We start from the raw sequence: 26,951 nt of genomic DNA, 5'->3' as shown, positions 1-26,951 counted from the left end.
GGCGGTTGGAGGAGTGCAGGTGGCAGGTACGAAGACACGATTCGAGATGCGAGTGGCTGGCATGTTCGCGCTGAGCGCAGTGCTGGGTGGGCAGATGCTGCGGGCTCAGAACGCTGCTCCGACGACCGCAACGACACCGGCGCAAGTGACGGCTGCGGCTCCAGCACAGGGCGGCACAATCAAGGGCACCGTCATCGCTGGTATCGCAGGTAAGGCTGGCACCCCATTGCCAGGCGTCGCCGTGACTGCGACCAACACGCTCACCGGGAAGAAGTACACCACCGCTACCGATATCGACGGCGTGTATGCCATGAAGATCCCGAAGAACGGCCGCTATGTCATCAAGGCTGAACTGACCGGCTTTGCCCTCGAAACGCAGGAGGTTGTCATCACCAGCGCGGACGCAGGCAGCGAAAAGAAGGCCGAGTTCGGGCTGCAACTCGCCAGCCGCGCTGCTGCGGCCGAGGCTGCACAGACAGCGACCGCGACGACGCGCACCGGCGCAGCGATGGGACGAGGCACGGTGAGCCTGAACCTCGGCGACGCAGGCCTCGATGCAACCGACGCGAGCGCCAGCACAGGCAACACCGGCACCACGCTACCCGCGCTCGGTGGATTGGGCGATTCTGCGGATGCGACAAGTGACTCCATCGCTGTGAGTGGTGGGGCGCAGTCGCAGATGAATGGCCTCGCAGGCATAAGCGAAGAAGACCTGCGCAATCGCGTGGAAGATGCCGTCGCACAGGGACGCGCCAGCGGCTTGATTCCGCAGGGTGGCGATCCAACCAACGCCATCGTCGGCATGCTGGGCGGCATGATGGGTGGTGGTGGATTCGGCGGCGGTCCTGGCGGTGGAGGCGGCGGTCGCGGGGGCGGAGGTCGTGGCGGTGGCGGTGGCTTCGGTGGAGGTGCCTTCCGCAACCTGAACCCCGCACAGCCGCATGGCAGCATCTTCTACCAGGGCGCAAACAACGCCCTGAACTCGGCTCAATGGTCCCCGACCTTACAACCGACAACGCAGCCTGACGGCTATCAGAACAACTACGGGCTCACGCTGGGTATGTCGCCCTATATCCCGGGTCTGACGAAGCCAAATACGAAGCAATTCGTCTTCATCAACCTGACCGGCAAAAAGACGCTGACCGCGTCGCTCTATGACGGTCTTGTACCGACCGCAGCAGAGAGAGCGGGCAACTTTTCCGGCGCCACGCTGAGAGGCGTTCCGATTGTGCTGTACGACCCGACGACCGGCAATCCCATCCCGGGCAACAATCTCGCGAACGCCACAGTGCCCATCTCGCAGCAGGCGTTGAACCTGTTGAACACCGGCTATTATCCTCTGCCCAACATCACCCCGAACGTCACGAACGGCGACAACTATCAGACCGTCACCAACGCGGGCAACAACACCGTCGCTATCAACAGCCGCTACGTACGTACGCTGGGAAGCGCGACAAACACCCCGTTTGGTCGCTTCGGCGGAGGTGCTGGCGGTGGAACACGGCAGCGCGGACAGAACCAGAACGTGAAGCCGCAGATCCATCAGAACATCAACATCTCGTACAACTACCAGCATGCCGCGGCCGACCAGCGCCAGATCTTTCTGCCTCTCGGGGGTGCGACGCAGAGCGATGGCAACGCGCTGAACGTCGGCTACACCCTCGGCTACGGACGTCTATCGAACAACGCCAGCATCACGTGGAACCGGCTGGACGCAAAGACCCGCAACTACTTCACGGATACGGCCAACAATCCTTCCGCGACCATCGGCCTCAATGTGCCCAACATGGGCGGCGGCTTCGCCGATCCGCGTTTCTACAATGGCCTCGCGAGCTTCAGCTTCGGCAAGTTCACCGGATTGAGCAACCAGACGCCCAGCCAGACGATCAACCAGACCATCAGCTTCACCGACTTCGTGGCGTGGAGAAAGAAGAAGCACAACATCCGCATCGGCTTTGACCTCCGCCGCGTTCATAACGATCAGATCGGCGGCAACAATCCCCTGGGTTCTTATGACTTCACCGGCTATGCGACCGAGTCGCCAACCGATCAGGCCAACAACGACCAGGGTGCCACAGGCTCAGGCTTCGCCGACTTCCTGCTCGGCCTGCCGCAGACCACCTCGATTCAGGCTGGACTCTACAAGGACTACCTCCGCGAAAACGTTTATGACTGGTACGCGCAGGATGACTTCCGTGTGGCGTCCAATCTGACGCTGAACTACGGCATACGGTACGAGTACTTCGGCCCCTACACAGAGAAGAACAACCGGCTGGTCAACCTTACCGGCATCAGTCGCACCACGCCCGCGACCTCGGGCATTGGCTGCGTCTCACCGGTGGCGATCAGCTACACCAGCGCGGCAGGCACGGTGAATTGCAGTGCAGGAACAGGAAGCCTCGTAAACCCCGATCGCGCCATGTTCGCACCGCGCTTCGGCTTCGCCTACCGGCCGAACCAGAAGATCAAGCTGTTCAAGGATGTCGTGGTGCGCGGCGGTTATGGCATTAACTACAACACCGGCGCCTTTGTGAGCTTCGCGCAGTCACTGTCTCACCAGACTCCGTTTGCGGTGACGCAGACGAACACGTTGACCTCCGGCTGCACGACGACCACTACAGCAACCCGGGCGAACATGACACTGGCGAACGGCTTCGGCTGCTCCTCGCTGTACGCGATCACGAACAACTACGCCGTCGACCCAAACTACCGACTCGGCATGACGCAGGTGTACAACCTGAACATCCAGAAGACGCTGCCGCTGCAGACCGTCTTCAACATCGGCTACAACGGAACGAAAGCTTCAGGTCTGGACATCTACGGCACACCGAACGGCACGACCGCTGGTTCGACAGTACCGGGCGTCGCTCCGTTCGACTATGAGACCTCCGGCGCAACGCTGCACTCGAACCAGCTTGTCGTGAGCCTGCAGAAGCGTCAGCAGAAAGGCATCGCTGTCGGCGCGACCTACACCTATGGCCATGCTATCGACGACGCGTCTGCCGTGGGCAACGGAGCAGCTCGCACGCCAATGCAGAACTTCTACAACCTCCGCGGCGAAGAAGGAAACTCGAGCCTCGATGTGCGTCACAGCGTCACCGGCAATTGGGTCGCCGAGTTACCTTTCGGACCGAACCGCATGTTCCTGAACAAAGGCGGCGTGGTGGCCAAGGTGCTGGACAGCTTCAACGTCAGCGGCAACTTCACCTTCGCCTCCGGTACGTACCTTACGCCAACCTACTCCGGCACCGAGCAGGCAAACTCAGGCAACACCTTCACACAGCGCCCGAACCGCGATTACACCATGTCCAGCGTCGGTCCGGGCTCCGTTGGAAGGTTCTTCAACACATCGGCGTTCACCGTACCCACTGGCTACGGCACGGCAGCGGTGGACTCAATCGAAGGCCCCGGCACAGTTTCAGTCACAGCTTCGCTTTCGCGCACGATCCAGTTCAAGGGAACGAACTCGCTGGAGACTCGCGTGACGGCATCGAACGTCTTCAACACGGTGCAATACAGCGGCATCACCACGAATCTGTATTCGGGAACCTTCGGGCAGGTGCAGAGCGCAGCGAATATGCGCGCCATTCAATATCAGGCAAGGTACAGGTTCTAGCCATGACCCCAGGCACAACCATGAGCGGAGTACGTATGCAGCGGATGGTAGCGGCAATGATGGTGGGCACGCTGGGAGCGTTGAACCCGATGATGCTGGCCGCGCAGGATGCACAGCAGAACGGCGCAGGCACCTACACGTTGAAGGTCGACACCAACATCGTGCTGACCAACGTAGTGGCGCGCGATAAGAAGACCGGCGCCGTCGTGAAGGGCCTCAAAGCCAGCGACTTCACTATCATCGAAGACAAAACCCCGCAGAAGATCGCCAGCTTCGACTACCAGACCGTCGACGATGCCGCTGTGCTGAATGAAGGCAGAACCGCAGGCGGCAAAGCCAGCATCGCGGACCTACTGGAGCATAACTTCGCGGCGAACACGCAGCAACTGCGCGACCACCGGCTCATCGTCATGTTTTTCGACCTCAGCTCCATGCAGGATGAGGACATCGACCGCTCCGTCGACGCGGCGAAGAACTACATCAACAAGCAGATGGCGCCCGCCGATCTCGTTGCCATGGTGAGTATGTCCACTGGTCTCAGCATGGACCAGGACTTCACGTCGGACAAGGCCGCACTACTCCGCGCCGTCGCCAAGTACGACGGCAGCGACGAAACAGGTTTCGCGAACGGCACCACCGGCTCGACCGACGGCACCAGCGATGACACCTCCGCCTTCGCGGCGGACGACACCGAGTTCAACAGCCTCAATACGGACCGCGAACTGTTCGCCATCCGCGCAATTGCCAAGAGCCTGGAACGCGTGGACCAGCGCAAGTCGATGATGTACTTCTCCGGCGGCCTGACGCGCAACGGCATTGAAAACCAGGCGAGCCTGCGAGCCGCGACCAACGAAGCAGCGAAGGCCAACATGGCGATCTACAGCGTGGACACGCGCGGCTTGCAGGCGTTGCCTCCCGTAGGCGATGCCAGCAAAGGCAGCCTCCGCGGCAACTCGGCCTACAGCGGTGGAGCAGCAACAGCGCAGCTTGCCGCGAACTTCAGCTCGCAGGAGACGCTTGGCACACTGGCAGCGGACACAGGCGGCAAGTTCTTCGGCGACTCCAACGACTTCGCGCCTGCATTCCAGCAGGTGCAGCACGATACCGAGGCCTATTACATCCTCGGATTCCACTCGACGAACCAGCGCAAGGACGGGACCTATCGTCACCTGACCGTGAAGGTGAACCGGCCCGACGTGAAGCTCGAGTTCCGACCCGGCTACTATGCGCCTGCGGACTTCACTCACCAGAAGACAGAGGACCGCGAGCTGGCACTGACCGAGCAGATGCGCAGCGATCTGCCCGCCACCGATGTCGCTCTGTACCTGCAGGCACTCTACTTCCGCCAGACGGAGAACCTGTTCTACATCCCTGTCAGCCTGCTTGTACCCGGTTCGCAGATTCCGTTTGTGAAGAACGGGGATAGCGCCCGCGGCCAGGAGAAGGACAAGGCCACGCTCGACATCATCGGTCAGGTGAAGAAGGTCGTCGTCGATGCAAAGGTCACCGGGCCGAATGCCGAGTCGCAGAGCATCACCGTCGGCAACGTGCGCGACACAATCAAGCTCGCGCTCGACGCTTCGCAGCAGGTGCAGCGCAAGAACATCCAGTACTCGACCGGCTTTACGCTGGCGCCGGGCAAGTATCACCTGAAGTTCGTGGTGCGCGAAAACCAGACGGGCAACATGGGTAGCTTCGAAACGGACATCCAGGTGCCCGATCTGAAGAAGGTGCCGCTCAAGCTGAGCTCCGTCGTGCTCGCGAGCCAGCGTGTGCCGAACACCACCAAGCCCACCAAGGGAGCTGAGCCGAGTCCGCTTGTCCGCGATGGTCTTGAGTGGGTGCCGAACGTCGCGCACGTCTTCCGCCAGGACCAGCATCTCTACTTCCTGTACGAGGTCTATGATCCGACAAGCCAGAAAGGCGCGGCGACGCCGTCCGCCTCGCCCGGTCTAACTCGCCGCGAGAATGGTCCGGTGCACGTGCTCACCAGCATCGAATTCCTCAACGGCGGCACGAAGGTGTACGAGACGCCGCTGGTGACAGCGGATGCCTTGAACGATCCTCTGCGCGGCGCGGTTGCCTTCCAGTTCGATGTGCCGCTGACGCAGCTGAAGCCGGGCACCTACATCTGCCAGGTAAATGTGATCGACGACGCTGGCGGCAGCTTCACCTTCCCGCGTATGGCCGTGCGCGTAACGCCTGCCGCAGCAACAGTCACACCTGCTCCGCCTCCCCCGCCAACCGGTGATGGCGGACGGTAATATTCGTCCATTTTTGCCTTGACGAGTTGCAGCGACGAAGAGCAGAATTTGTGCCTTCCTGAACAGGAGGCTCACGATGCGTCTTCGTTCGCTGTTCGTCCCTTTCCTCACCGGCCTTTCCGCCTGTGCCCTGCTTCCCGCGCAGCAACCGTCTACGCCCACCTTGTCTGCAGAACGCGCATCGCTGCATCGCAGCAGTGAATGGGACCTGATCCTTCCGCATCTTCCCGATCCAGCGACCGCCACAGCCGCTCAGTTGGAGCTCTCCGGGGACGTTCTCAACGCTCGTCGCTTTCCGGAAGACGCTCTCGACTACTACCAGTTCGCGATGAAGCGAGGCGGCAACCCCAGTGAGTTGATGAAGAAGATCGGTGTCGTGCGCCTTGAACTGCAGCAAACATTGCTGGCCAGAGCGATCTTCCAGCGTTGCGTACAGGTGTCCAGAAACGATGCCCAGGCATGGAACAACCTGGGAGCCGCCGATTACGTAATGGGTGCTTACAGCCGGTCCATCCACGAATACAAGCGAGCGGTGAAGCTCAACAAAAAGTCTGCCGTGTTCCATGCCAATCTCGGCATTGCCTACCTCTCTGCAGGTGACACATCGGCGGCGCAGCGGGAGTTCCAGATCGCACTTGAGCTCGATCCCGCGATCCTCGAAGACCGATCTCAAGGTGGCGTCACGCTGCGGGCGTTGCAGGTCAAGGACTTCGCAAGGCTGTGTTTTCAGATGGCGCACCTGTATGTCGAACAGGGACGGATTCAGCTGGCGAAGGTGTGGCTGCGGCGGGCCGGCGAGAATGGCGCCGATCTGCGGGCCGCAATGGACGACGATCGCACGCTTCGTCCTCTTTTGAAAGACCCGGAGTTCCAGGACATGATCGCAAATACCGAGGCCCTCCGGAAACGCGTCGCCGTCACAAACACAGCTCCACTCGGAGCGGGTAGCGAACCCCATAACCTACCAGATTAAGCAGACTGGCAGCGATAATCGCTAGGCCACACGTCGCAACACGCCATAACGCATCTAAATCCTTAGACCCGAAAGGCCGAGGTGACTTACCCGCGGCATTCCGGCCTCTGAGGATTCATCATGCGTACACGTCTGTCTCTCGGTCTTCTCTCTCTCGCGGTAGCTCTTCTACCCTCTGCAACCCTTACGGCCCAAACCAGTACTCAGGCTGCAGGCCCGCAGAACAAGCAGATTCATCTCGACGTCCAGGTAAAAGGCGAGAGCGAGCTTCGCCCTCAGGACTTCACGCTGCTCGACAACAAAACACCGCGTCCGATCACCTTGGTACGTGCGGCGAACAACCAGACGGATCAAGCCGAGGTCATCCTCGTAGTGGATGCGGTGAACACGCCATACACGGCCTTGGGCTATCAGCGCGACCAGATCGATAAGTATCTGCGCAGCCACGAAGGCATGCTTGCCTATCCCACCCGCATCGCGGTGCTCACAGACAAATCTCTGGAGATCACGCCGAAGGCGACGCGCAACGGAATGGAGCTTGCGGACTCTCTCAAGCATTACGACATCGGACTGCGCGTAATTGGCCGCGATCAGGGATTCTACGGCGCGTCCGACCGCATGACGATCTCGCTCAATGCGCTCAAGCAGTTGATCGGCGCTGAAGCGAAGCAGCCAGGGCGCAAGCTGCTGCTCTGGCTTTCGCCAGGCTGGCCGCTGCTCTCCGGACCGGAAGTAGAACTGAGCGGCAATCAACAGCGCAGCATCTATCAATCTGTCGTCAGCTTCTCCACGCAGCTGCGCGAGGCTAACATCACGCTCTACAGCCTCAACAGCTGGGGAGCCAGTGAGTCCCTCAATCGCTCCAACTACTATGAGGCTTTCATCAGCGGAGTGAAGAAGCCCGGCGACGCGCAGCTCGGCAATATAGGGCTGCAGGTGCTGGCGGTACAAAGCGGCGGTCTGGTGCTGAATACGAGCGATGTGGGCGGCATGATCCAGCAGTGCACGGCGGATGCAGACCACTACTATGAGCTGTCGTTCGAGCCAGCGCCAAGCGATCATCCTGAAGAGTTTCATCAGCTGCAGGTAAAGGTTGCAGGCAGCGGAGTGCGGACGCGTGACGGTTACTATTCGCGACCCTAGTTACTTGTAAGGGCAGTGACGGCAGTCCGAGTTACAGCAGTAGCCGCGACGCAGATGGTAGGCCGCAGTGAAGACCATGTAAGGACCTTCCATGTAGAAGTCTCCGGGTTGCAGCTCGACTGCGACCTGGGGAGCTTCACCGGGTGCAGGCTTCGGTCCATCGGGCTTGATCTCTTGGCTCATTGGAAAAGACTCTGCGTAACGGGCGTTGCAGCTGCGCGCGGCGTGAGAGCTTCGTTGCGGAGCAGATCGGCGATGTTGCGGGCGCGCGTCGACTTCTTCGGCGGAGTCGGCACGAGATCGTCCTGCACCGCGCAGCCATTGAGAAACAGCACCTGATTGCCCGGCGTCGCAGCAACTCGCTCGCCCGGCACAAGGATGCCCACAAGGTTCAGTGGATCAGTTCCTGCAATAGAGATTGCCTGCGTTTCGGTCGACGAGGCGTAACGCTTGCGCGCTTCTCGGATCGCATCGGAGGCTTCGGGCAGCGCGTACTGTTCACCAAAGGGACCGCTGACAAAGCGACCGCCGCGAATCTCTCCACGGGCTTCAAGCCTGCGCAGGATAGGCACGAGATCGCGCCACTTCGGAGCGTTCGATTCACGCGCCAGCAGATCGCGGAAGAGCACACCGTAGCGGCAGAGCAGAATCCGCGCCTGGGCATCGAGAGCCGTATCGTTGCGACGAGCCTCCGCGATCGCCTTCTGCTGAGGATCCATCTGCGCCGTAGGTGCCTCGGATTCGATCAACAGCGACCAGCGGCCAGCCGTCGTTCGTGCGGCAGCTCGCTTCCGCAGACTCGTCGCGGGCTTCTGCTCCGTGGTCGCCGACTTGCGGCGAGGATCCATCAAGGCGCGCAGTTGATCGAAGCCATCAGCCGAAGCAAGACCCGCGGTTGCGAGCTCCCAAAGCGCCGTGCAGGTCTGCAGCTTCGTCAGGCCGGAGACACGCTGCAGGTCGGCGGTAAAGGCGGCCCCGCTGCGTGCAAGCAAGGCGCGGATAGTTTGAGCCTCCGCCGAGAGCGACTGTGCGAGCACCGTCTCATCCACGGACTTTGCGGCGAGAGCTGCATGCAGCCACTCGGAGGACTCGCGCAGATAGAACGTGATCGGCGCGGCGCTCGTCGGAATCACACGACGCGGCGCGGACGCTTCCTTCGCGCTCCACGCCGGATGCGGCGAGATGCGTCCCCAGCCGATCACACCAGCTAGGCACAAATTATCCAGCCATTGCGGATCGTAGTTCGCCACACGCGCAGGCAGCAGCGTGCGCTCCCATTCAACAGCCGGCGCTTCAAAGCCTTCGAGCTGCTCAATAGCGGCGAGGACGCCTTCTTCGCCGGTAAGCTGCGTCTGCGGCGCGAGATGATGCCAGTCGAGAAGCCAGCGCATGAAGATCGCGGGCGTTGCAGGCTCGACGGACTTCCGCAGCGTGCTAAGCGTGAGCCGATGGATGCGCTGCAGGATGCGGCGTTCACACCACTCGATGGCCAGCGGCTGATCGTCTGCGGGCTTCGCATGTTCAAAGACACCGCGCATCGCGATGCCCTGCATCTCCATCGCAAGGAAGGCCTGATGCAGAGAGCGAGGATGCAGGTGTGTGATCGCGCCAAGCTCCGTCGCCGTTGTGGGGCCGAGTAGCTGCAGCCAGCCCTGCACAAGCGTAGTCGTCGCCGTATCACGCGCGCTGAACGTCTGTGCGGGACGATCTTCTGTGCCGCCGAGCACGATCGCTTTGGCCTCAGGCACGACGAGCGACGCAGGCAAAGATGCCTCCGGCCAGAGATGGGCGGCGTCAGAAAGGCGTTCACTCGCGAGCCACATCGGCAGGCCGTCGATCTCGACGCAGTGCGCGCGCTGCTGCTGCGCCAGGCGTTCAAAGAGGAGCTGCCAGTGCGTTGTGTCGCCTTTACCTGCTTGCGCTGCAAGCCAGTCAAGAGGCAGAGCGACGAGAGAAAGCAGCAGGTCGTGAAGCTCATGCTCGTCGCGAACATCAGGCCAAAGCTGCTCGCGCACAGTGGCGATGGCAGCGGCATCGATGCGGCCAGCTCCTTCGCTGACAGCGTCGGGCAAAGCGCGCCGCAGCGAGGTCGAACGCGCTCGGCGCTCTTCCGCACCGGCTTCGTCGAGATACGCATACGGCATCGCGTTTACAAGTTCGTGTGCGAAGAGCGAAGGTACGGGCGTATCGACTGCGAGGGTGCGAATCGCTCCCGATGCGATGCCGCGCAAGACCTCCAACAGGCCTTCGATGTCCATTGCCTCCGTGAGTGTATCCTTCATCACCTCGTTCACAAGTGGATGATCCGGAATCTGAATGTCTCCGGTCATCGTCTCAGGGCAGGCCGAGGCGTGCGGAAAGACGCTGGCGAGCAGATCATCCGAGCGCGAGCGCTGAATCTGTGGAGCGACGCGTTTGCCCTTCTGCATGCGCAGCAGCTGGAGGCTGCGACCCGCAGCCCAGCGCCACCGGTTCTTGAAGAGCGGCGATGGAATACACGCCTGTTCGAGCAGGTCCTTCGCAGTGTGCTCGGTGAGGAAGTGGAAGACATCGGAGAGCGGAAAGCTGTGCTGCTCGGCGAGCGAGATGTTGATGCCGTTGTCGGTCGCCGCAGCCTGCAGCTCGAAGTTGAATCCGCGACAGAACCGCTTGCGCAGCGCGAGTCCCCACGCCTTGTTGAGACGACCGCCGAACGGCGCATGCAGGATGAGCTGCTGGCCTCCACCTTCGTCGAAGAAGCGTTCAGCGATGATGGTCGTCTTCGTCGGCACAGCGCCCAGCGCAGCCCGCCCTCCAACGATGTAAGTAATCAGCTGCAGTGCGGCCGAGTCGCAGACGTAACAGTTTTCCTTGAGCCACGTGATGCACGCAGCGACTTCGGGATTCGTCGTGCGGACCGCTGTGGGTGCGACGTTGCGCGTGCGAACATCGATCTCTGAACGAAGATCACCGACGCCATCGGAGAGCACACTGGTGCGCTGCGGCGCTTCGCCCTCCCAGAAAGGAATGCTCGGTGGCGCGCCGTGAGCGTCTTCGACGAGAACCCTCCCAGCAGCTTCAACACGCTGGATACGCCAGCTTGTGTTGCCGAGCAGGATCACGTCGCCAGGGGATGAGTCGACGGCGAAGTGTTCATCGAGTGTGGCGATCTGCACATTCTCCGGCTGCAGCATCACGGCGAAGATCGCGGTGTCAGGTATCGCCCCGCCATTGCCTATCGCGATCATGCGAGCGCCGCGACGAGCGTGCAGCTGGCCTTGGACGCGGTCGCGAAGCAGATAGGCACCGTAGCGTCCGCGCGAGCTTTCGATGCCATTGTGCAGGAGTGCCAGCAGCTTTTCGTACTCTTCAAAGGACAGGTTGCGGAAGGGCCACGCGCGGCGCACGACGTTGTAAAGCGTGATCTCATCCCATGACTCGGCACCGCAGGCTGCGACGATCTGCTGCATCAGCACGTCAACAGGAAGCTCTGGCACTTCGAGTTGATCGAGCTCGCCGGCGACCATCTTGCGCAGCAGAGCGGCCTGCTCCATCAGGTCATCGCGGGTCGTGGCGAAGAAACGACCCTTCGGAATCGCTCCACGCCAATGACCAGCACGACCGACGCGCTGCATCGCAACGGCGACGGCGCGCGTCGTGGCGATCTGGCAGACGAGATCGACGGTGCCGATGTCGATGCCGAGTTCAAGGGAAGCCGTCGCGACGAGAATCTTGATCTCCCCGCGCTTCAGTCTCTGCTCGGCATCCAGCCTCAGCGTGCGCGACAGCGAGCCGTGATGCCCTGCGACAACCTCTTCACCAAGCCGGTTGCTGAGTTCGAAGCTGATGCGCTCGACGAGCTTGCGGGTGTTCACGAAGACGAGCGTGGAGCGATGATGCTCGGTGAGCGCTGCCAGCTTGTCGAAAATCTCCTGCCACATGGCGCTCGTGGTAATCGAGCCAAGTTCGTCGGAAGGCACTTCAATCGCGAGATCCAGCGTACGCCGCTGCCCAACCTGGATGATGGTAGCTGGCTGGCGACTTCCCACTACGCCTGTCAAAAAGTTGGCAACGAGGTCGATGGGGTTCTGCGTCGCAGAAAGCCCGATGCGTTGCGGCGGCGTAGCAAGCCCGGTGAGAAACGTCCCCGGAGATAACCGATTTTCGCCGCAGACGAGAGCATCAAGCCGTTCGAGCGACAGTGCCAGATGCGCGCCGCGTTTGTCATCGGCGATCGCGTGAATTTCATCGACGATGACGGTGCGGACACGCGTGAGGTTCTGCCGCGACTTACCCGCAGTGAGCAGGATGTACAGCGATTCGGGCGTGGTGACAAGAATGTGCGGCGGCTGCCGAAGCATCGCCGCGCGGTCTTTCGTCGGCGTGTCTCCAGTGCGAACGCCGGTGCGGATCTGCGGGCAGAGATAGCCACGCTGCCCGGCGAGTTGCTGAATCTCGGCGAGAGGACCGTCGAGGTTCTTCTGCACATCGTTCGAGAGCGCCTTAAGCGGGGAAACGTAGACGACCTCGGTTTGCGCTGCGAGGCTGCCGTCAAGCGCCTTACGCAACAGCGTATCGATGCAGACGAGAAAGGCGGTCAGCGTCTTGCCGGAACCGGTAGGCGCCGAAATCAACGTCGGGTCGCCGAGCAGGATCGCAGGCCAGCCAGCGATCTGCGGTTCCGTGGGCGAGCCGAAATTCGCAAGGAACCACTCCTGCACCACAGGATGCGCCCAGGCAAGCGCGGGGTGCGTGAGGAGTTCCGGCGATGCAGCGGCTGCAGCCATGCTGCGATTGTAGCGCGAGGTTCGTGCTTTGTTCGCCCTGACTTTGGTGCAGTTTACATATTGCCAACGCCGATATCGGCCGACTTCGCTTCGGCGCTGTTTGGCGTGAGGTAGCGCTCGATGGTCTCCTCGAGGATCCCCCGCGACTCCAGCAGGAAGTCGATCGCATCCCGCCCGGCGCCCTCCCCACCGCGCATGGGGGTAATGTAGTGGGCGACGTCCTTCACCTGCTTGCGGGCATTCGCTACAGCGATCGCCAAGCCGACTTTGCGCATTACCGGCAGGTCAATGATGTCGTCGCCGACGTACGCAATCTCCTCCAACGTGCACTGCTCGTCCAGCAGCACCTTGTCGAGCGCCTCGCGCTTGTCATGCTGCCCCTGGTACACATGGTCAATCTTCAGATCGCGCGCACGAATCGCCACCACCTGCGACTGCCGCTTGGTGACCCATCCGATCTTTAGGCCTGCCAGCCGCGCAATGGAAATGCCCATGCCATCGTGCGCGGAGAAGCTCTTGACCTCGACGCCGGTGAGCTTCTCAGCTCCAGGTTCGCTGGTCGGAATAATCGTAATGTCGCCATTCGTCAGCACTCCATCTACGTCATAGAGGAGAACCTTGATGCGGCGCGCGCGGTCGGCTGCAGAGAGAGATTCAGACATGTAGTGATGATATCTGGAAGCGAAACAGGAAGCAGCCTGAGCTGCTTCCTGTTTGTGGATCAAGAGAGAGCGTTCAACCTTACCGCCAGTGACCTTCTACCCAGACGTAGCCACCGCCGCGGTGGGCCCAGTGTCCATCGACCCAGCGGGCATGTGGATGTGGTGGTTCGACATAGTACCCAGGGTGCCACCGATAGGCGCCGCCATCCCACTCATGGTAGCCAGCGTGCCAGGCCCAATCGCGGTGCTCAGGCGGAGGCGGCGGGACGACTTCAACGGGACGCGGAGGCGGAGGTCCGATGCGGACAACGAACTGAGCGTTGGCGAGTGCAGTGCCGAGCGTGATAGCAAGACCGGCGGTTGCGATCAAAATCTGCTTTTTCATGGCTTTCTAACTCCTTGCAGCGATGTCGTGTTGCGCAACACACATACGCAGACGCAAGGTTGAAGGTGAAAGTTGTGCTGTGCGATGAAAAAAGTCTGCTGATGTGGCAATGATGAGACTTACACGCAAAGAAAAGCAGGGGCGCCGATCGGCGCCCCTGCTCGGTTCAAGCAAGCTGCAGTTAGAACTCGTACTTGAGAGCGAACTGGAACTGACGCGATACCGTGTTGTTGATCGCGCGGGCTGACGACGAACGAGAGAAGCTGCTCGACGTAAGCGTCGCACCCGACGTTCCGAAGTTGGCACGGTTGAGGACGTTGAAGCCATCCGCACTGAACCGCAGATTGCCGTAGCTCTTCACCTTGAAGTTCTTGAAGATCTCTGCGTCCCAGTTGAAGATACCGGGCTCGCGGAACGAACCGCGGTGAAGCGTGTTGACAGGGTTGATGTTGCCGAGGCCTTCACCGAACGTGATCGTGGTGGAGCCATCTGCACAGGTCTTGGTCAGGTTCGTACCCGTGGGTGCTGTGACCGAGCACTGGAAGCGGCTGACGTTGGGGAAGCCGAAGAGCGGGCTGTTTTTGACCAGCTTCGGGTTGCGAGGCGAACCAGGAGTCAGCAGGAAAGCACGATCGTTCACTGTACCGTCGCGGTTCGAATCCACGCCGGAGTTGATGAGGAACGGCGTTCCCGTCTGGAAGTCGATCGTGCTGCTGAGGTTCCAGCCACCGATGATCTCATCCACGAACCCATTCACATCGTGACCGATCATCTTGCCGCGTCCGAAAGGAAGCGCGTACAGAACACTGGTCGCAATGCGCTGACGAACGTCGAAGCCGGAGTCGCCATAGTTGTATCCAATGGGACGGAACTTCACGTAGTTGGCGATGAAGTAGTTCGGAGCGGTGTTCGCGGTGAGAGCAGTGTTGCCACTGGCACACTGCGTAGCACCCAGGTAAGTAGCCGCCGAGGTGATCGTCGCTGCAGTCAGAGTGGCCGCCGAGACCTGCGTCGTGGGGCACGGCGAACCCGGAGCAAGGTAAGGAGCAAGCAGGTTATCGACCGTCGACTGCGGGCTGGGAGAGTCGGTGCCGCCCGCGATCTCGTCCGAGATATTGTCCATGCTGTGAGCGTAGGTGTAAGCCACCTGCCCGGACAGACCGAACTGGGTGCGGCGCTTGAGCGTGACCTCCAACGAATGGAAGTTCGAGCTGGCATTCGACGTACGCAGGCTGAGGTTGCCGAACGGCGGACGGATGATTCCGGCTGCGATATCGTTCGCTGAGCGTGGGCTGAAGGCTCCGCCTACTCCAGCAGCCACATTCGGGCCGTTGGTCGGACGGAAGGCATCCGGGAAGCTCGAACCGTAGTTCGGGTTTTCCGTGGCAAACAGCTTGGTACCGATGGAGCCGACGTACGCGACCGTCAACGAGGTAGCCTTATCCAGCTCCTGCGAGACCGTCAGGTTGAAGTGCTGCGTGTACGGGGTGCGAAGGTGCGGATCGAGGATCGTGCCGGTGTACACCTGCGTCGGGTTGATCGCGCCGATAGCCTGGGTCCCATCGAACGCGCCTGTGTTGAGAATAATAGGAGCCACGGCAGGAGCATTGAAGCGGCTGTTGCCGAAGACGTTATCGAAGATGCGGTCGTAGAAGAAACCCCATCCACCGCGGAGAACGGTCTTGCCCTTGCCCGTGACATCGTAGGAGAAGCCAACGCGAGGAGCCACGTTGTTCTTATCGTTGCAGATCGCCTTATGTCCGTAGGCCGCTGGGTTCAACAGCACCACGTTGGACATGGCAGCAGAACCGACTGGCAGCGAGGTGCACCACTGTGGGTTGTTGTTCGAATCCAGCAGGAATGCGTTGCCAAGATAGTTATGGATCTCGCTGAACGCAGGATACAGGTCATAACGAAGACCCGCCTCTAGCGTAAGACGAGCGGTAGCGTGCCAGCTGTCCTGCACGAAGTAGCCCTGCTCAAGCTGACGGAAACCGCGGTTGGAGGTGCCAGCCGGATTCAGATAGAAGTACTGCGACTGGGTGTTGAGAGTACCCGCGTCGAAGGCCGCGAAGCCCGTGCCACCGCTGTCCAGAATCGAGACCGACGGACGGATAGCGTTCGAGAAGATGCCGTTCTCCTGAATGTAGGTCAGCTCGCCGCCGAACTTGATCTCGTGCTTGCCCTTCTCGATCGTGAACGAATCCGAGAGAGCGCTGACGTTGGTAGCACGTCCCTGCGGGAAGTTGGAGGGCGTGCCAGCCGCGCTGAAGATGCCCGCCGTGTCGCTGACCGTGGGAACGCCATTTGCACTGCCGATGTTGTCCAGATAGGCAAGACCAGCGTAAGGTCCGGCGGTACGCGCCGTACCGGCCGCGAGGATGGCTGCCGAGGCATGCTCGCCCGGAAACTGGTAGGCCGTCCGCTGGACTGCAAGACGGAAGGTGTTCAAAAGGTTCGGCGAGAAAGCGAAGTTATCGCCGCCGACGAAGTGATACGGACGAAGCGTTTCGCCGTATCCGGAGTACGGAACCGTTGCGGAGTTCGCACCGCCGTAGTTGCCGTCCAGGATGCTGCCCGTCACGAAGCTCTGGTGACGCTGCGACCAGACGTAGTCGAAGCGCACAAAGCCTGTGTCGCCATCCAGGTTGTTCGTGTACTTGCGACCCTGGCTGAGCGAGCCGATGCCGGACTGCGAGTAGTTGGCCGCCGTGATCGGTGTGCCGCCGTTGGAAACGGAACCGAAGAAGCCAGTGAGGTACTGCCTGAAGGTGGGATTGGTAATGGTGTTAATCAACTCAGCCGACGGAATGAACTCGGTGGTCGAACCACCCGCACGCTGGCGGTAGCCTTCATAGGCACCGGCCATGAACAGCTTGTCCTTGATGAGCGGAATGCCGAAGCGTCCACCAAAGTCGTTCTGCTTGAACGCGCTCTTGAAGCCGAGCGGATCGAACCACTGGCGGGTATTGAACTTGGGGTTACGGATGAACTCGAAGAGCGTGCCGTGGATCTTGTTGGTACCGCCCTTGGTGACGACGTTGATGACCGCGCCGGAAGAACGACCGAACTCAGCCGAGCCGTTGGTCGCGATGACCGTGAACTCCGCGACCTCGTCGAGCGGCACGGGACCGATCTCACCGCTGGCGCCGCCGGCTGCGCCGGACGGAACGACCGGATCATTATTGTCCGCACCGTCGATCAGATAGTTGTTGTTGGTGGCACGCGTACCGGCAGCAACAACGCCCGAACCCTGACCTTCGCCACCTGCAGCGCGCGTCACACCGGGCGAAAGATAGAGAAGGTTCTGGTAGTCGCGACCGTTCAACGGGAGGGTCGTGATCTCCTTCGCCGTAAACACACCCGTGACGCTGGTGTTGGTGGTGACCACGCTTTCGCTCTCTGTGGAGACTTCAATCGCAGTGCCGGCATCGCCTACAGCCATCTTGACCGGCAGGACTTCAGCCTGGTTCAGATCGACCACGACGTTGCTGAACTTGGCCTCGGAGAAGCCAGGTGCATCGACCACGAGAACATACTTGCCGGGCGCCACAGCGGAGAAGAGATACTCGCCCTGCGCATTGACGGCGCCCTTGTAAGCAACGCCCGTATCTACGGACGTGAGGGTGGCCGTGCTGTTGGGCAGCGCCGCTCCCGTGGAGTCAACAATGGTGCCGTGCAGGCTGCCACTGATGTTTGCCTGCGCAAAGGCAGCACTTGCAGAGATGGCCAGAATGGCAAGGATCGTCATGGCACTTCGACGGAAAGACAACATACGTGAAAAGCTCCTCGTGATTCGGTCGCGTCTCGATGGAAGGGATAGTCAACGAGGTTGCTATTCGCTATCCATTAAGAGAACTAACGTGAATGAACAGGACGAAGCACGTATCGTGCCAAATAAAAATTCATGAAAATTACACGTGTATGCGTCATTCCAACGACGCCCCTGCGTTGGCTCTACGTCACGCCATAGAGGTGCGTAACGCGACATACGTCGCAACAGACTATGGCTGGATACGAGCTAATCCTGTCGCGGCGCGAAGAATGCCGTCCATTGGCCCGAGCGTCTTGATAGCATGGTCGCGTTTGCAAACGGAAGTATCTGGATGTGAGGAGCGTGAGGCATGGATCGTAGAGATGCACTAAAAGGAGCTGCTGCAATGGCTTTAGCAATGGGCACGCTGGGGGCTTCTGCCCAGGAAGGCGTAGGTCCGGAGACCGTCTATGAACTCCGCACCTACCACCTGAACGAAGGGAAGCAGCCGCTGATCCTGGCGCGGTTCCGCGGCAAGGAACGAGAGATCTTTGTGCGGCACGGCATGCATCCGGTCGCGTACTGGGTCCCCACCGATGAACCCCTGGCAGGGCGAACGCTGATCTACCTTATGCGCCACAAGAGCCGGGCCGCGGCGGACGCCAGCTGGAAAGCTTTTTCGTCTGATCCGGAGTGGGTGGCTATCAAGACGGAGAGCGAAAAGGATGGGCCGTTCGTGAAGCTGCACGAATCGACATTCATGACGCTGACGGACTTTTCGACAGCCATCTAGCAGCTGAGGGTCCGGGCTTGTCAAGCCCTTTATCCTGCAACATATTCATTCTAAACAGAATAGAGTTGCATGTTCACTCCATTCAACCCGCTATAATAGAAATAGAGAGAGAAATAGAAACCGGCTGTTGGAGCTTCAATGCGTCCGGCAGCCGGTTTCTCCTTTAGGAAGACTTCCGAACCTCTGAATCCAGACCTAACCCGCTTCGGATCAAGACTTTGAGTGCAAAAGTATGGGGGGGAGGGGGGGGGTGGGTTCGTACCGGGGAGTTGAGGCCATTAGAGCTTCGATAGCCGCAACCGCCTGAATGCTTCCCCGCGCTCCCTGCGCTGTGCAGTTCATCGCAGCCGCCGCGCAGGAGAAATCCAGCTGGCGGCCAAGCGGCCAGTCCTGCAGAAGCGCGTAAATAAAGCCCGCGTGGAAGATATCGCCAGCGCCAGTCGTATCGACGACAGGAACACAGTAAGCGGGCCGATGATGCAGCTTCTTCCCATCCCACGCAAGAACACCATCAGGACCAAGCGTAGTCGCCGTGAGACGAGCTCCATAACGTGTCTGCATATTGCGCAGCGCGCGCTCAGGATCGTTGTCGCCCATCAAGCGTCCAGGAAAGTCTTTGCTGACGATCAAATAATCGATGTTCGAGAGCAGCTCTTCGACGCCATCGTAGATCTCATCAAGGTCGGCGATGACAGGAATATTCGCTTCACGCGCCCAACGCGCAGCAGTCGTCGCCGCGGCTGTGTCATAACCATCGACGTGCAGAGCGCGAGCAGAAGTGATCCAGCTCCGATCGAGCTCCTCGGGACGCAACGCGATGAGCGGATCTTTGCGGTTGAGCACGGTGCGCTCGCCGTCCCAGTTAACGAGGATGAGGGACTTCGCAGAGGCTGCGCCGGGAGCTTCGACTATGCGTGCGTCGACGCCGAGGCGGTCGAACTCGGAGCGGTGCAGGCGACCGGCTTCATCGTCACCTAGCTTTCCCACATAGCGCGTCCGCAGGCCCCAGATCTGGCAGGCGACGACGGTCGAGGCGACCTGTCCTCCGGGCATGACGCTCTCTGAGGTGTAGGCGACCTTGGAACCGCAGGCGGGAAACTCGGTGAGAGGGATCACCGTATCGGTTGCATTGAGGCCGACGCCGACGAGGTCGACTTGCGCGGGGTGTTGCTGCATTAATTCATTGTAACGTTTGAGCGGCTTGCGTTGGGGACTTCGAACGGTTGACCATGCTAGTGTTTTCGCGAGTGAAAATGCGTTGCCACGGTGGCGCGAAGAGGAGTTCTCCCATGAAGACATGGATTCGGCTTGCGTTCGGCTTTGCAGTAGCTGGGATTGGAATGCGTGCTGGCGCGCAACAGCGCCCGGCAATTACCGGCATTTCGCACATGTGCGTGTATGCAAGCGATGCGGCGGCGAGTGAGCACTTTTATGCGCATGTGCTGGGAGCGAGCCGGAGCGCCGATCCCCTTGATGCGCAAGGTGTGCGCTATGCGTTCAGCCCGACACAGTTTGTGGAGATGCTGCCGCTGCCGAAGGAGCAGGGCCTGAGTCGGCAGAGCTGTGTGGCGTTCAGCACGGCAGATGCCGAGGCACTGCGGAAGTATCTGGGCGCGCATGGTTTTGCCGGGGCCAGCGAGGTGAAGCGAGCCAGCGATGGCAGCCGGTGGTTTGCAGTGAACGACCCCGAAGGCAATCGCGTGGAGTTTGTGCAGGGTGGGCAGAGCGCGGTGACGACGACCCCGATCAGTTCGCGGATCATCCATGTTGGCTACATGGTGAAGAGCAAGGCGGCGGAGGACAGGTTCTATCGCGAGGTGCTAGGGTTCCGTCCGTACTGGTATGGCGGGTCGCAGCCGGACAAGGTGGACTGGATCTCCTTGCAGGTTCCGGATGGGCACGACTGGGTGGAGTACATGATGGTGGGCGAGGGATCGGACACGCCGGTGGACAAGGTGGATGCGCGGTCGTTGGGCGTGATGAACCACTTCTCGCTGGGCGTGCCAAATATGGAGGCAGCGGTGACGACGCTCTATCGGGAGGACCGGCTGAGCCCTCGGCATGATGGCCCGCAGATGGGCAAGGACGGGAAGTGGCAGGCGAACTTTTACGATCCGGATGGAACTCGAGTGGAGTTGATGGAGTTTCAGCCGGTGATGAAGTCTTGCTGCTCAGTGCCAACGGCAGAGGCGCCGACGAAGTAGGCAGAATCAAAAGATGTGCTTGATGCCTTTGCCGGTGCCCTTGAGGATTTTGCCGGTGCCTTTGGCTGCGCCTACGCCTGCGTCTTTGGCTCCGACGCCTACGCCTTTGCCGACGTTGCCGACCGCGTTGACGGGGTGGAGTGTGACGAGGTCGACGGCACCTTTGCCCGTTCCCTTCGCGACGTTGCCTGCGGCTCCACCAGCGCCTTTGCCGATATCTCCGGCACCGTGACCGACGTCTGCTTTCGCGCTGGGAGCGGTGTTAGCGGGCATCTGTGTTTGTGTCTGCGGAGGCGGCACGGCTGCAGGCGGCGGAGCGGATTTCTGAGCGTGGGCCGTGAATCCGACGAGGAAGAATGCAGCGGCGAGGAGATGCGAGATAGAACGCATGAGCGAAGAGCCTCCCCGTTATTGGATGCTGCTTTCTTCGGCTTCGGATGGCTCCGTGGGGCGGGCGGCTTTGACGGCCTTGATGAAGTCGGCGATGGCGGGTCGAATGGTGATGAAGGGTTCGCGGGTACGGTTCTTGAGGATGATTTCGCTGAAGAGCTTCATGCCGATGGCCATGGATTTTGCCGACTCCTCGTCGAGATCGAAGCGTCCGTTCATGCGGTTCGCGATGGCGATGATGTCGTCGTGATTTTCGGTTTCGAACTTCAGAGGTGCCGACGTGGCGGGTTCGGGCGAGAGCATTTCAACGGTAATGCGGTAGCGATACATGCGCAACTCCTTGATGGAGATTGGATGATGCGGCCGCGGCTTTGGATGAGAAAGAAGTGATCGTAACTTATCGCAAAACGTTATGGCAGAAGCCGCGGATGGATTCGGCGATCGCGTAGTCAGTATTGGCGAAGAGGAAGAGCTGAAAGAGGACGAGGTGAGCGAGCGCGATGATGGCGAGGGCGCGGTGGTTCACAGGCTTGACGATGAGGCGGTAGGGGCGGGATGGTGTCACGGGAGTTCCTCGCGGCGTGTGCGGTGACGCCCTGCCTGTCGGGGAGGACAGGCAGGGCGGCTTACGTTAGAAGCTAAAGGAGGCCTGCAGGTCGATGCTGCGGTTGGAGGCTGCGGAGCCGAAGAAGCCGCCGGCGATGGACTGGTACTTGCCGAAGGCGCCAGAGTCGAGCACAGCGTTGGGGGCAGCGTAGCTGACGTGGTTGAAGATGTTGCGGCTCATGACAGAGAAGGTGAGGGCGTACTTGCGGGGGGCGAGCTGATCGAGGCGCGGCGGGCCGTTGTTGCCACTAAGGCCGCCGGGGCCGAGACCTCCGCCGGGGCCACCACGACCGCCTCCCGGAGGTCCGCCGCCGGGGCCGCCAGGACCACCGCCGTTGGTGCCACCGGCTCCGCCTGCGACGCGGGGACCGATGCCGATGGTCTTGGCGACGCGGAGGTTCATGCTGAACTCAGCGGGTGCGGTGCCAAGATTGTAGGCGATGCGCTTGGCCGTGGCGCCGGGGTCGAGATTGAAGGTGCCGTACGAGGTGGCGATAGTGTCGGTGCTGGTGGCCGTGGCGTAGGAGGGGCGATCGTTGTACTGGTTGTCGCCGTTGAGGTCGTTACCGATGGTGATGTTGAAGGGGGAGCCGGAGTTGGTGACGAGAAACGGACTGAGCGAGATGCCGAAGGGGGCGATGTAGTTTCCGCCGATGAGGAAGCGGTTGCGAACATCGAAGCTGGCGCGGCCGTAGTCAGCACTGAGGTTGGTGGGATTGGAGCCGAAGTAGCTGGCGCCGGAGGTGTCGGACTTGGCGAAGCCAAGCTGATAAAAGCCGAAGAGTGAGAGCTTCTTGGCACGGACAGAGTAGTTGAGCATCAGCTGGTTCTGGTTATAAACACCGCCAGACTGGAACTGGTAGATGTTCTCGTTGATGCCGTTGGGGCGGATGCCGGTGTCGGTGGTGCTGTTGTAGTCGAGGTAGGCGTTGGTGTTGTCGCTGTTGTACTGATGGATGCCGCGCGAGTTGACGTAGGTGGCGGAGAGCGTGACGGCCTTGCCGAAGGAGTGATCGACGCCGACGGCGGCTTCCATGTTGGTGGAGGCGTGCAAGTGCGGGTCGACGGAGTAGAGCGTGGGCGACGCGGTGCTGAGAGCGAGCTGCGCGGCGGTGGGTGTACCGCTGTTGAAGCCGGGGTTCTTGAGGACGTAGGAGGTCTGGTTGACGCCGTTCTGGTGGATGGCATCGAGGACGTAGGTGGGTGAGAAGCGATCGTAGAACCAGCCGTAGCCAGCGCGGAAGACGGTGCTGGCCTTCTTGCCGTTGCGCGCGGCGGGTGCCCAGGAGAGAGCGAAGCGCGGAGCGAAGTCAGCATGATCGCTGATGCGGTTCTGCGATTCGTACCGGACACCGTAGCTGAAGGTGAGGTTGGGGCGCACGGTCCAGTCGTCCTGGAAGAAGAGGGCGGCATCGAAGAGGTTAACGCGAGCGGTGGGCGTGCCGACGGTGACGTCGTATTCGGAGGGAGTGCCGTTGCCCTGGTTGTAGGCCTGCAGAGCGGTGGTGGTGGAGCCTGCGGCGGTGGAGGAGCTGTAGATGAAGTTGCCGTTGAAGCCGGAGCGCGTGGTGTTGACCTCGTGGGTGAGGCGAAGACGGGTGCCGAAGTTGAGAGCGTGCTTGCCTTCGGCGGCGGTGACGTAGTCCTGCAGCTCGTACTTGTCGAGGTTGTCCTGAACGAGACCGTTGTTATTGCCGCCGTTGACGAAGTCACCCTGCACGGTGATCGTGGGCGTGGTGTTGTTGGGGGTCTGGGTATCGCGGTCAGCGGTGTACTGAAAGCGGAGATCGTTGACAATCTTCGAGCTGAGAATCTGCGTGTCGCTGATCTGGACGGTGTTCTCGTAGTTGAGGGTGCTGTAGGCCTGCTGCTGCAGCGAGAGGCCGGTAACGCCGTTGTTGCTGGAGGAGACGCGGTCGAACTGGTAGCGGACGCTGAGGGTGTTGCTTGCGCCGAGCTGGAAATCGAAGCGCGGGCTGAGGTCAAGGCGCGTCTGCGGATTGGCGACGGCGGTGTTGTAGGCGACGGGGTTGTTGAGGGCGTCGGCGATGGTGGCAGCGACGATGGCGTTGGCCTGGTTATCGCGACGGAAGGCGCTGACGAACCATGACGACGATTTGTTGAGCGAGCCGCTGGCGCTGGCATTGAGGAAGGTGGAGTAGTAAGCGGGCTCGCTGGTGACGAGCGGGTTGAGCGAGTTGAAGGCGCTGTCATTGCCGTTGAACATGAACGAGGCGTGGAGCTTGTCGGTGCCGGGCTTGGTGAGGATTTCGATGCGACCGTAACCGAGCTTGTCGTACTGTGCGGAGAACGGATTTTTGTTGATGCGGATTTCCCGGATGGAGCTCTTGGGGGGAAGCTGGCCGCCGGTGAAGCCGTCGATGTATATCTGCGCGCCACTAGGGCCAGCGGACGGACCGGCGAGAGCCGTGAGCTCGTTCTGGAGATCGTCGGGATCGTCAGAGAGAGCGGCGAGGTCCTTGTCCTTGATGACTAGGGAATTCGCGTTGTCATCGGGGCTGGTGGTGAGGCCGGGATTTTCTGCGGTGACCTGGACTTCGGATTCCACGGAGATATCGAGCTTGACGGTTTCGGGCGTCACCTTGTCGCCGAAGACTTCGACATCGTCTACCTGCGCGGCCCCGAAGCCTTTGGCGGTGATGGAGAGCGAGTAACGGCCGGGGACGAGGCGAGGGATATCGAAGGCACCGGTGGCACTACTGGTAAGTTTGCGCGAGAAGCCGCTGGTGTTAAAGATGGTGATGCTGGCCTGCGGAACGAGGGCACCCGAGGGGTCAGTGACTGAGCCCCTGACGATGCCAGTGGCTGACTGTGCGATCGCAGAAGCGCCGGGGGCGAAGGCAGAGAGTGACAGCAAAGCGTTGAGTACCAGGCGGCGAACAGATTTCTTCATGATGATTCCCTTGCGCTCGAGGGGAGCTTCTCCAGAGTCGCGCAGGCGCAGAGGGAGTGCGGTTACATTGCGTAACGCTGTGTAACGAATTGTCACGAGGGTTGTGACCAATCATTACGCGCGGAGGGAGGGGTTGGGCAGTAGTATTACGCAGAAAGAGTCTTGCCATGCCTTCCCTCCGGGGCTAAAGCCCGATGTCTGGTAGCGGTTTGATGGCGGGGCTGAAGCCCCGCCCCTTCAAAGCAAAGCTAGCAATGCGCTACTTCAAAGCGAAGTTGGCAACGCGATACTCGAGGACACGATGGAAGACATACTGCTGATCGATGACGATATGGAGCTGTGCGAGATGCTGACCGAGTATCTGGCGCGCTACGAACTACGCGTGATTGCTGTGCATCGCGGCGATACGGGACTGGAGACGGCACGCAGCCGCAACTGGCCGATGATCCTGCTGGACGTGATGCTGCCAGGGATGGATGGCTTCGAGGTGTTGAAGCAGCTGCGGATGAGTTCGACCGACAGTGTGCTGCTGCTGACGGCGCGCGGCGAAGATGTGGACCGCATCGTGGGGCTGGAGATGGGCGCGGATGATTATCTGGCCAAGCCGTTCAATGCGCGGGAACTGCTGGCGCGGATACGGGCGATTCGGCGGCGCGGCGTAGTGCCTGCGACTGCGGGTGGATCGACGGCGCTGGTGGTGGAGGATCTGGTGCTTGATCCGGCAGCACGGACGGTGACGATGGACCGCGAGCCGATCGAGCTGACAGATGTGGAGTTCACGCTGCTGGAGGTGCTGATGCGCTCTCCGGGCAAGGTGGTGGAGCGCGAAGGGCTGGCGGAAGAGGTGCTGGGACGCAAGTTCAGCCCTTTCGATCGCAGTCTCGACATGCATGTGAGCCGGTTACGGAAGAAGCTGGCGGGCGATGGCGGCGGCGACGAACGCGTGAAGACGGTGCGCGGCACGGGATATCAACTGGTGCTGCGCAGGTCGGCTGCGGGCGGAAGGAGCTAGGCGATGCGCGGATTATTCTTCAAGATCTTTGCGATTTTCTGGCTGGCGCAGAGCATGATTTACATCATCTCGACGGCGCTGATTGTGAGCCAGCGGTTTCCGAACCACAACACGGTGGGGGATGCGCTGGACAGCCACTTCCATAACGACGCACGGCTGGCGCTGGATGCGTATGAGGCGGGTGGGTGCATCGGTTTCAACAACAATGCAGCACGTAACGAGCCTGCGGGAGCGGCGCTGCTGAGACTCGATGGCGAGCCGCTGTGCCAGACGCCGGGAGCTGACTCTTTGCAAGGCGTGCATCCACACTCACCGCATCGGATAGAAGGACGAGCACTGGACAAAAGCTATGTCTGGTTCATCCCCGCGATGGCAAGCAATGGGGTGAGTTATTGGTATGCGTGGTTTCAGCCGCCTTCAACATCCACAGCGAGGCCACCCACGCCTTGGCATGACATTTTGCACTTTGCGTTTCCGCAGATTCCGGTGGCGCTTGCGGTGGGTGGACTGACGACGTTTGTGCTGGTGCTGCTGTTTACGCGACCGCTGGTGCGGCTGCGCAAAGCGGCGAGAGAGCTGGCGGGCGGGAATCTGAGTGCTCGCGTGGAGCAGGTGGCACCGCCTGCGAGTGGGAAGCATGCGGACGAGTTCCAAGGACTGGCGCACGACTTCAATCACATGGCGGAGCGGCTGGAGTCTCTGGTGGCGGCACAGAGGCTGTTACTGCGGGATGTGTCGCACGAGCTGCGGTCTCCGCTGGCGAGGCTGAGTGTGGCGCTGGAGCTGGCGCGGGACGACTCCGCGCCGGAGTTGGAAGAACATCTTGGCCGGATCGAGCGCGAGACGGAGCGACTGAACCTGCTGATCGGGCAGCTGCTGACGCTGTCTTCGCTGGAGGCGACGGAGCGGACATCGACGTTCGAAACGCTGTCACTAAACGAGCTGTGCGAGCAGATACTGCCGGATGCGGATTACGAGGCGCAGCAACGGCCGTGCTCGGTGGTGCTGGAGCAGGAGAAGACGGCGACGATTCGCGGCGACTGGGAGTTGCTGCATCGGGCGATTGAGAACGTGGTGCGCAATGCGATTCGCTATACAGCGGCTGGGTCCCAGGTGACGATCCGCTTGGCGCAGGACGTGCAGTCGGCGATGGTGATGGTGGAGGTGAGCGACCACGGGCCGGGGATTCCTGAGGCGGAGCTGGAGCACATCTTCCGACCGTTCTATCGCGTGGATATGGCGCGCAGCACCTCAACCGGCGGGTTCGGTGTGGGGCTGGCGATTACGGAACGCGCGGTGCGGCTCCATGGTGGCACGCTGAAAGCAATAAACCGGGTAGGTGGAGGGACGTCGATCCAGATGCTGTTTCCGGCAGAATGCTAGGGAACCGTTGACGTTTATGTCGTATAAGGAATACGTGCGCTGTACGACACAACAATGTGAGCCGACGGCGCATCTCACAAAGAGTG

Annotated in this window: 18 protein-coding genes; 8 read left to right on the top strand and 10 right to left on the bottom strand. The window is 60.9% G+C overall.

The genetic code is table 11. The annotated features are described in order from the left end of the window. Positions 1–19: 19 nt before the first annotated feature. The 4 genes from OHL14_RS03385 to OHL14_RS03370 all read left to right on the top strand — a co-directional run bounded on the left by OHL14_RS03385 (position 20) and on the right by OHL14_RS03370 (position 7,996). Positions 20–3,616: a TonB-dependent receptor gene (locus OHL14_RS03385; protein ID WP_263377906.1), complete on the top strand. Its 3,597-nt coding sequence runs from the start codon at positions 20–22 to the stop codon at positions 3,614–3,616. A 35-nt stretch (positions 3,617–3,651) separates the two neighbouring features. Next, positions 3,652–5,880 carry a VWA domain-containing protein gene (locus tag OHL14_RS03380; protein ID WP_263377905.1) on the top strand — a complete coding sequence of 743 codons (2,229 nt, stop codon included), beginning with the start codon at positions 3,652–3,654 and terminating at the stop codon, positions 5,878–5,880. Between the two features lie 76 nt (positions 5,881–5,956). Further along, entirely contained in the window at positions 5,957–6,853 is an 897-nt protein-coding gene (locus OHL14_RS03375) for a tetratricopeptide repeat protein (protein ID WP_263377904.1), read from the top strand. A 120-nt stretch (positions 6,854–6,973) separates the two neighbouring features. Beyond that, positions 6,974–7,996, top strand: a complete 1,023-nt coding sequence (locus OHL14_RS03370) for a VWA domain-containing protein (RefSeq protein WP_263377903.1) — start codon at positions 6,974–6,976, stop codon at positions 7,994–7,996. On the opposite strand, the gene OHL14_RS03365 is transcribed toward OHL14_RS03370, so the two are convergent. The 5 genes from OHL14_RS03365 to OHL14_RS03345 all read right to left on the bottom strand — a co-directional run bounded on the left by OHL14_RS03365 (position 7,997) and on the right by OHL14_RS03345 (position 17,584). Further along, entirely contained in the window at positions 7,997–8,179 is a 183-nt protein-coding gene (locus OHL14_RS03365) for a DUF5522 domain-containing protein (protein ID WP_263377902.1), read from the bottom strand. Beyond that, positions 8,176–12,762: a DEAD/DEAH box helicase gene (locus tag OHL14_RS03360; RefSeq protein ID WP_263377901.1), complete on the bottom strand. Its 4,587-nt coding sequence runs from the start codon at positions 12,760–12,762 to the stop codon at positions 8,176–8,178. Before OHL14_RS03360 ends, OHL14_RS03365 begins: the two co-directional genes overlap by 4 nt. A 53-nt stretch (positions 12,763–12,815) precedes the next feature. Further along, on the bottom strand, positions 12,816–13,424 hold the full coding sequence (locus tag OHL14_RS03355; RefSeq protein WP_263377900.1) for a KdsC family phosphatase: 609 nt from the start codon (positions 13,422–13,424) through the stop codon (positions 12,816–12,818). 79 nt (positions 13,425–13,503) lie between these two features. After that, positions 13,504–13,809, bottom strand: a complete 306-nt coding sequence (locus OHL14_RS03350) for a hypothetical protein (RefSeq protein WP_263377899.1) — start codon at positions 13,807–13,809, stop codon at positions 13,504–13,506. Between the two features lie 181 nt (positions 13,810–13,990). Beyond that, entirely contained in the window at positions 13,991–17,584 is a 3,594-nt protein-coding gene (locus tag OHL14_RS03345; RefSeq protein ID WP_263377898.1) for a TonB-dependent receptor, read from the bottom strand. Positions 17,585–17,933: 349 nt separating this feature from the next. Here OHL14_RS03345 and OHL14_RS03340 point away from each other — a divergent pair, with 349 nt between their 5' ends. Beyond that, positions 17,934–18,356 (top strand): NIPSNAP family protein, encoded by a 423-nt coding sequence (locus OHL14_RS03340; RefSeq protein WP_263377897.1) that lies wholly within the window; start codon positions 17,934–17,936, stop codon positions 18,354–18,356. Positions 18,357–18,566: 210 nt separating this feature from the next. Here OHL14_RS03340 and OHL14_RS03335 read toward each other — a convergent pair whose 3' ends face one another. Beyond that, entirely contained in the window at positions 18,567–19,532 is a 966-nt protein-coding gene (locus tag OHL14_RS03335) for a carbohydrate kinase family protein (RefSeq protein ID WP_263377896.1), read from the bottom strand. A gap of 113 nt (positions 19,533–19,645) precedes the next feature. Between OHL14_RS03335 and OHL14_RS03330 the strand changes: the two genes are divergently transcribed. Beyond that, positions 19,646–20,560 (top strand): VOC family protein, encoded by a 915-nt coding sequence (locus OHL14_RS03330; RefSeq protein WP_263377895.1) that lies wholly within the window; start codon positions 19,646–19,648, stop codon positions 20,558–20,560. 6 nt (positions 20,561–20,566) lie between these two features. On the opposite strand, the gene OHL14_RS03325 is transcribed toward OHL14_RS03330, so the two are convergent. From OHL14_RS03325 to OHL14_RS03310, 4 genes are all read right to left on the bottom strand, one after another. Further along, positions 20,567–20,950 (bottom strand): hypothetical protein, encoded by a 384-nt coding sequence (locus OHL14_RS03325; protein ID WP_263377894.1) that lies wholly within the window; start codon positions 20,948–20,950, stop codon positions 20,567–20,569. An 18-nt stretch (positions 20,951–20,968) separates the two neighbouring features. Then, positions 20,969–21,280, bottom strand: coding sequence for a DUF3861 domain-containing protein (locus OHL14_RS03320; protein WP_263377893.1), 312 nt, complete (start codon positions 21,278–21,280; stop codon positions 20,969–20,971). 67 nt (positions 21,281–21,347) lie between these two features. After that, a complete protein-coding gene (locus OHL14_RS03315; protein WP_263377892.1) occupies positions 21,348–21,515 on the bottom strand; it encodes a hypothetical protein in 168 nt (55 codons plus the stop codon). Between the two features lie 66 nt (positions 21,516–21,581). Further along, entirely contained in the window at positions 21,582–24,470 is a 2,889-nt protein-coding gene (locus OHL14_RS03310) for a TonB-dependent receptor (protein WP_263377891.1), read from the bottom strand. A gap of 301 nt (positions 24,471–24,771) precedes the next feature. Between OHL14_RS03310 and OHL14_RS03305 the strand changes: the two genes are divergently transcribed. Then, entirely contained in the window at positions 24,772–25,482 is a 711-nt protein-coding gene (locus OHL14_RS03305) for a response regulator transcription factor (protein ID WP_263377890.1), read from the top strand. A 3-nt stretch (positions 25,483–25,485) separates the two neighbouring features. Next, positions 25,486–26,865, top strand: a complete 1,380-nt coding sequence (locus OHL14_RS03300) for a sensor histidine kinase (RefSeq protein ID WP_263377889.1) — start codon at positions 25,486–25,488, stop codon at positions 26,863–26,865. Positions 26,866–26,951 lie beyond the last annotated feature (86 nt).

Source organism: Granulicella paludicola (assembly GCF_025685545.1).
Lineage (GTDB): Bacteria > Acidobacteriota > Terriglobia > Terriglobales > Acidobacteriaceae > Granulicella > Granulicella paludicola.
Note: the sequence above shows the minus strand (reverse complement) of the source record. Positions and strands in the feature narration are given on the sequence as shown.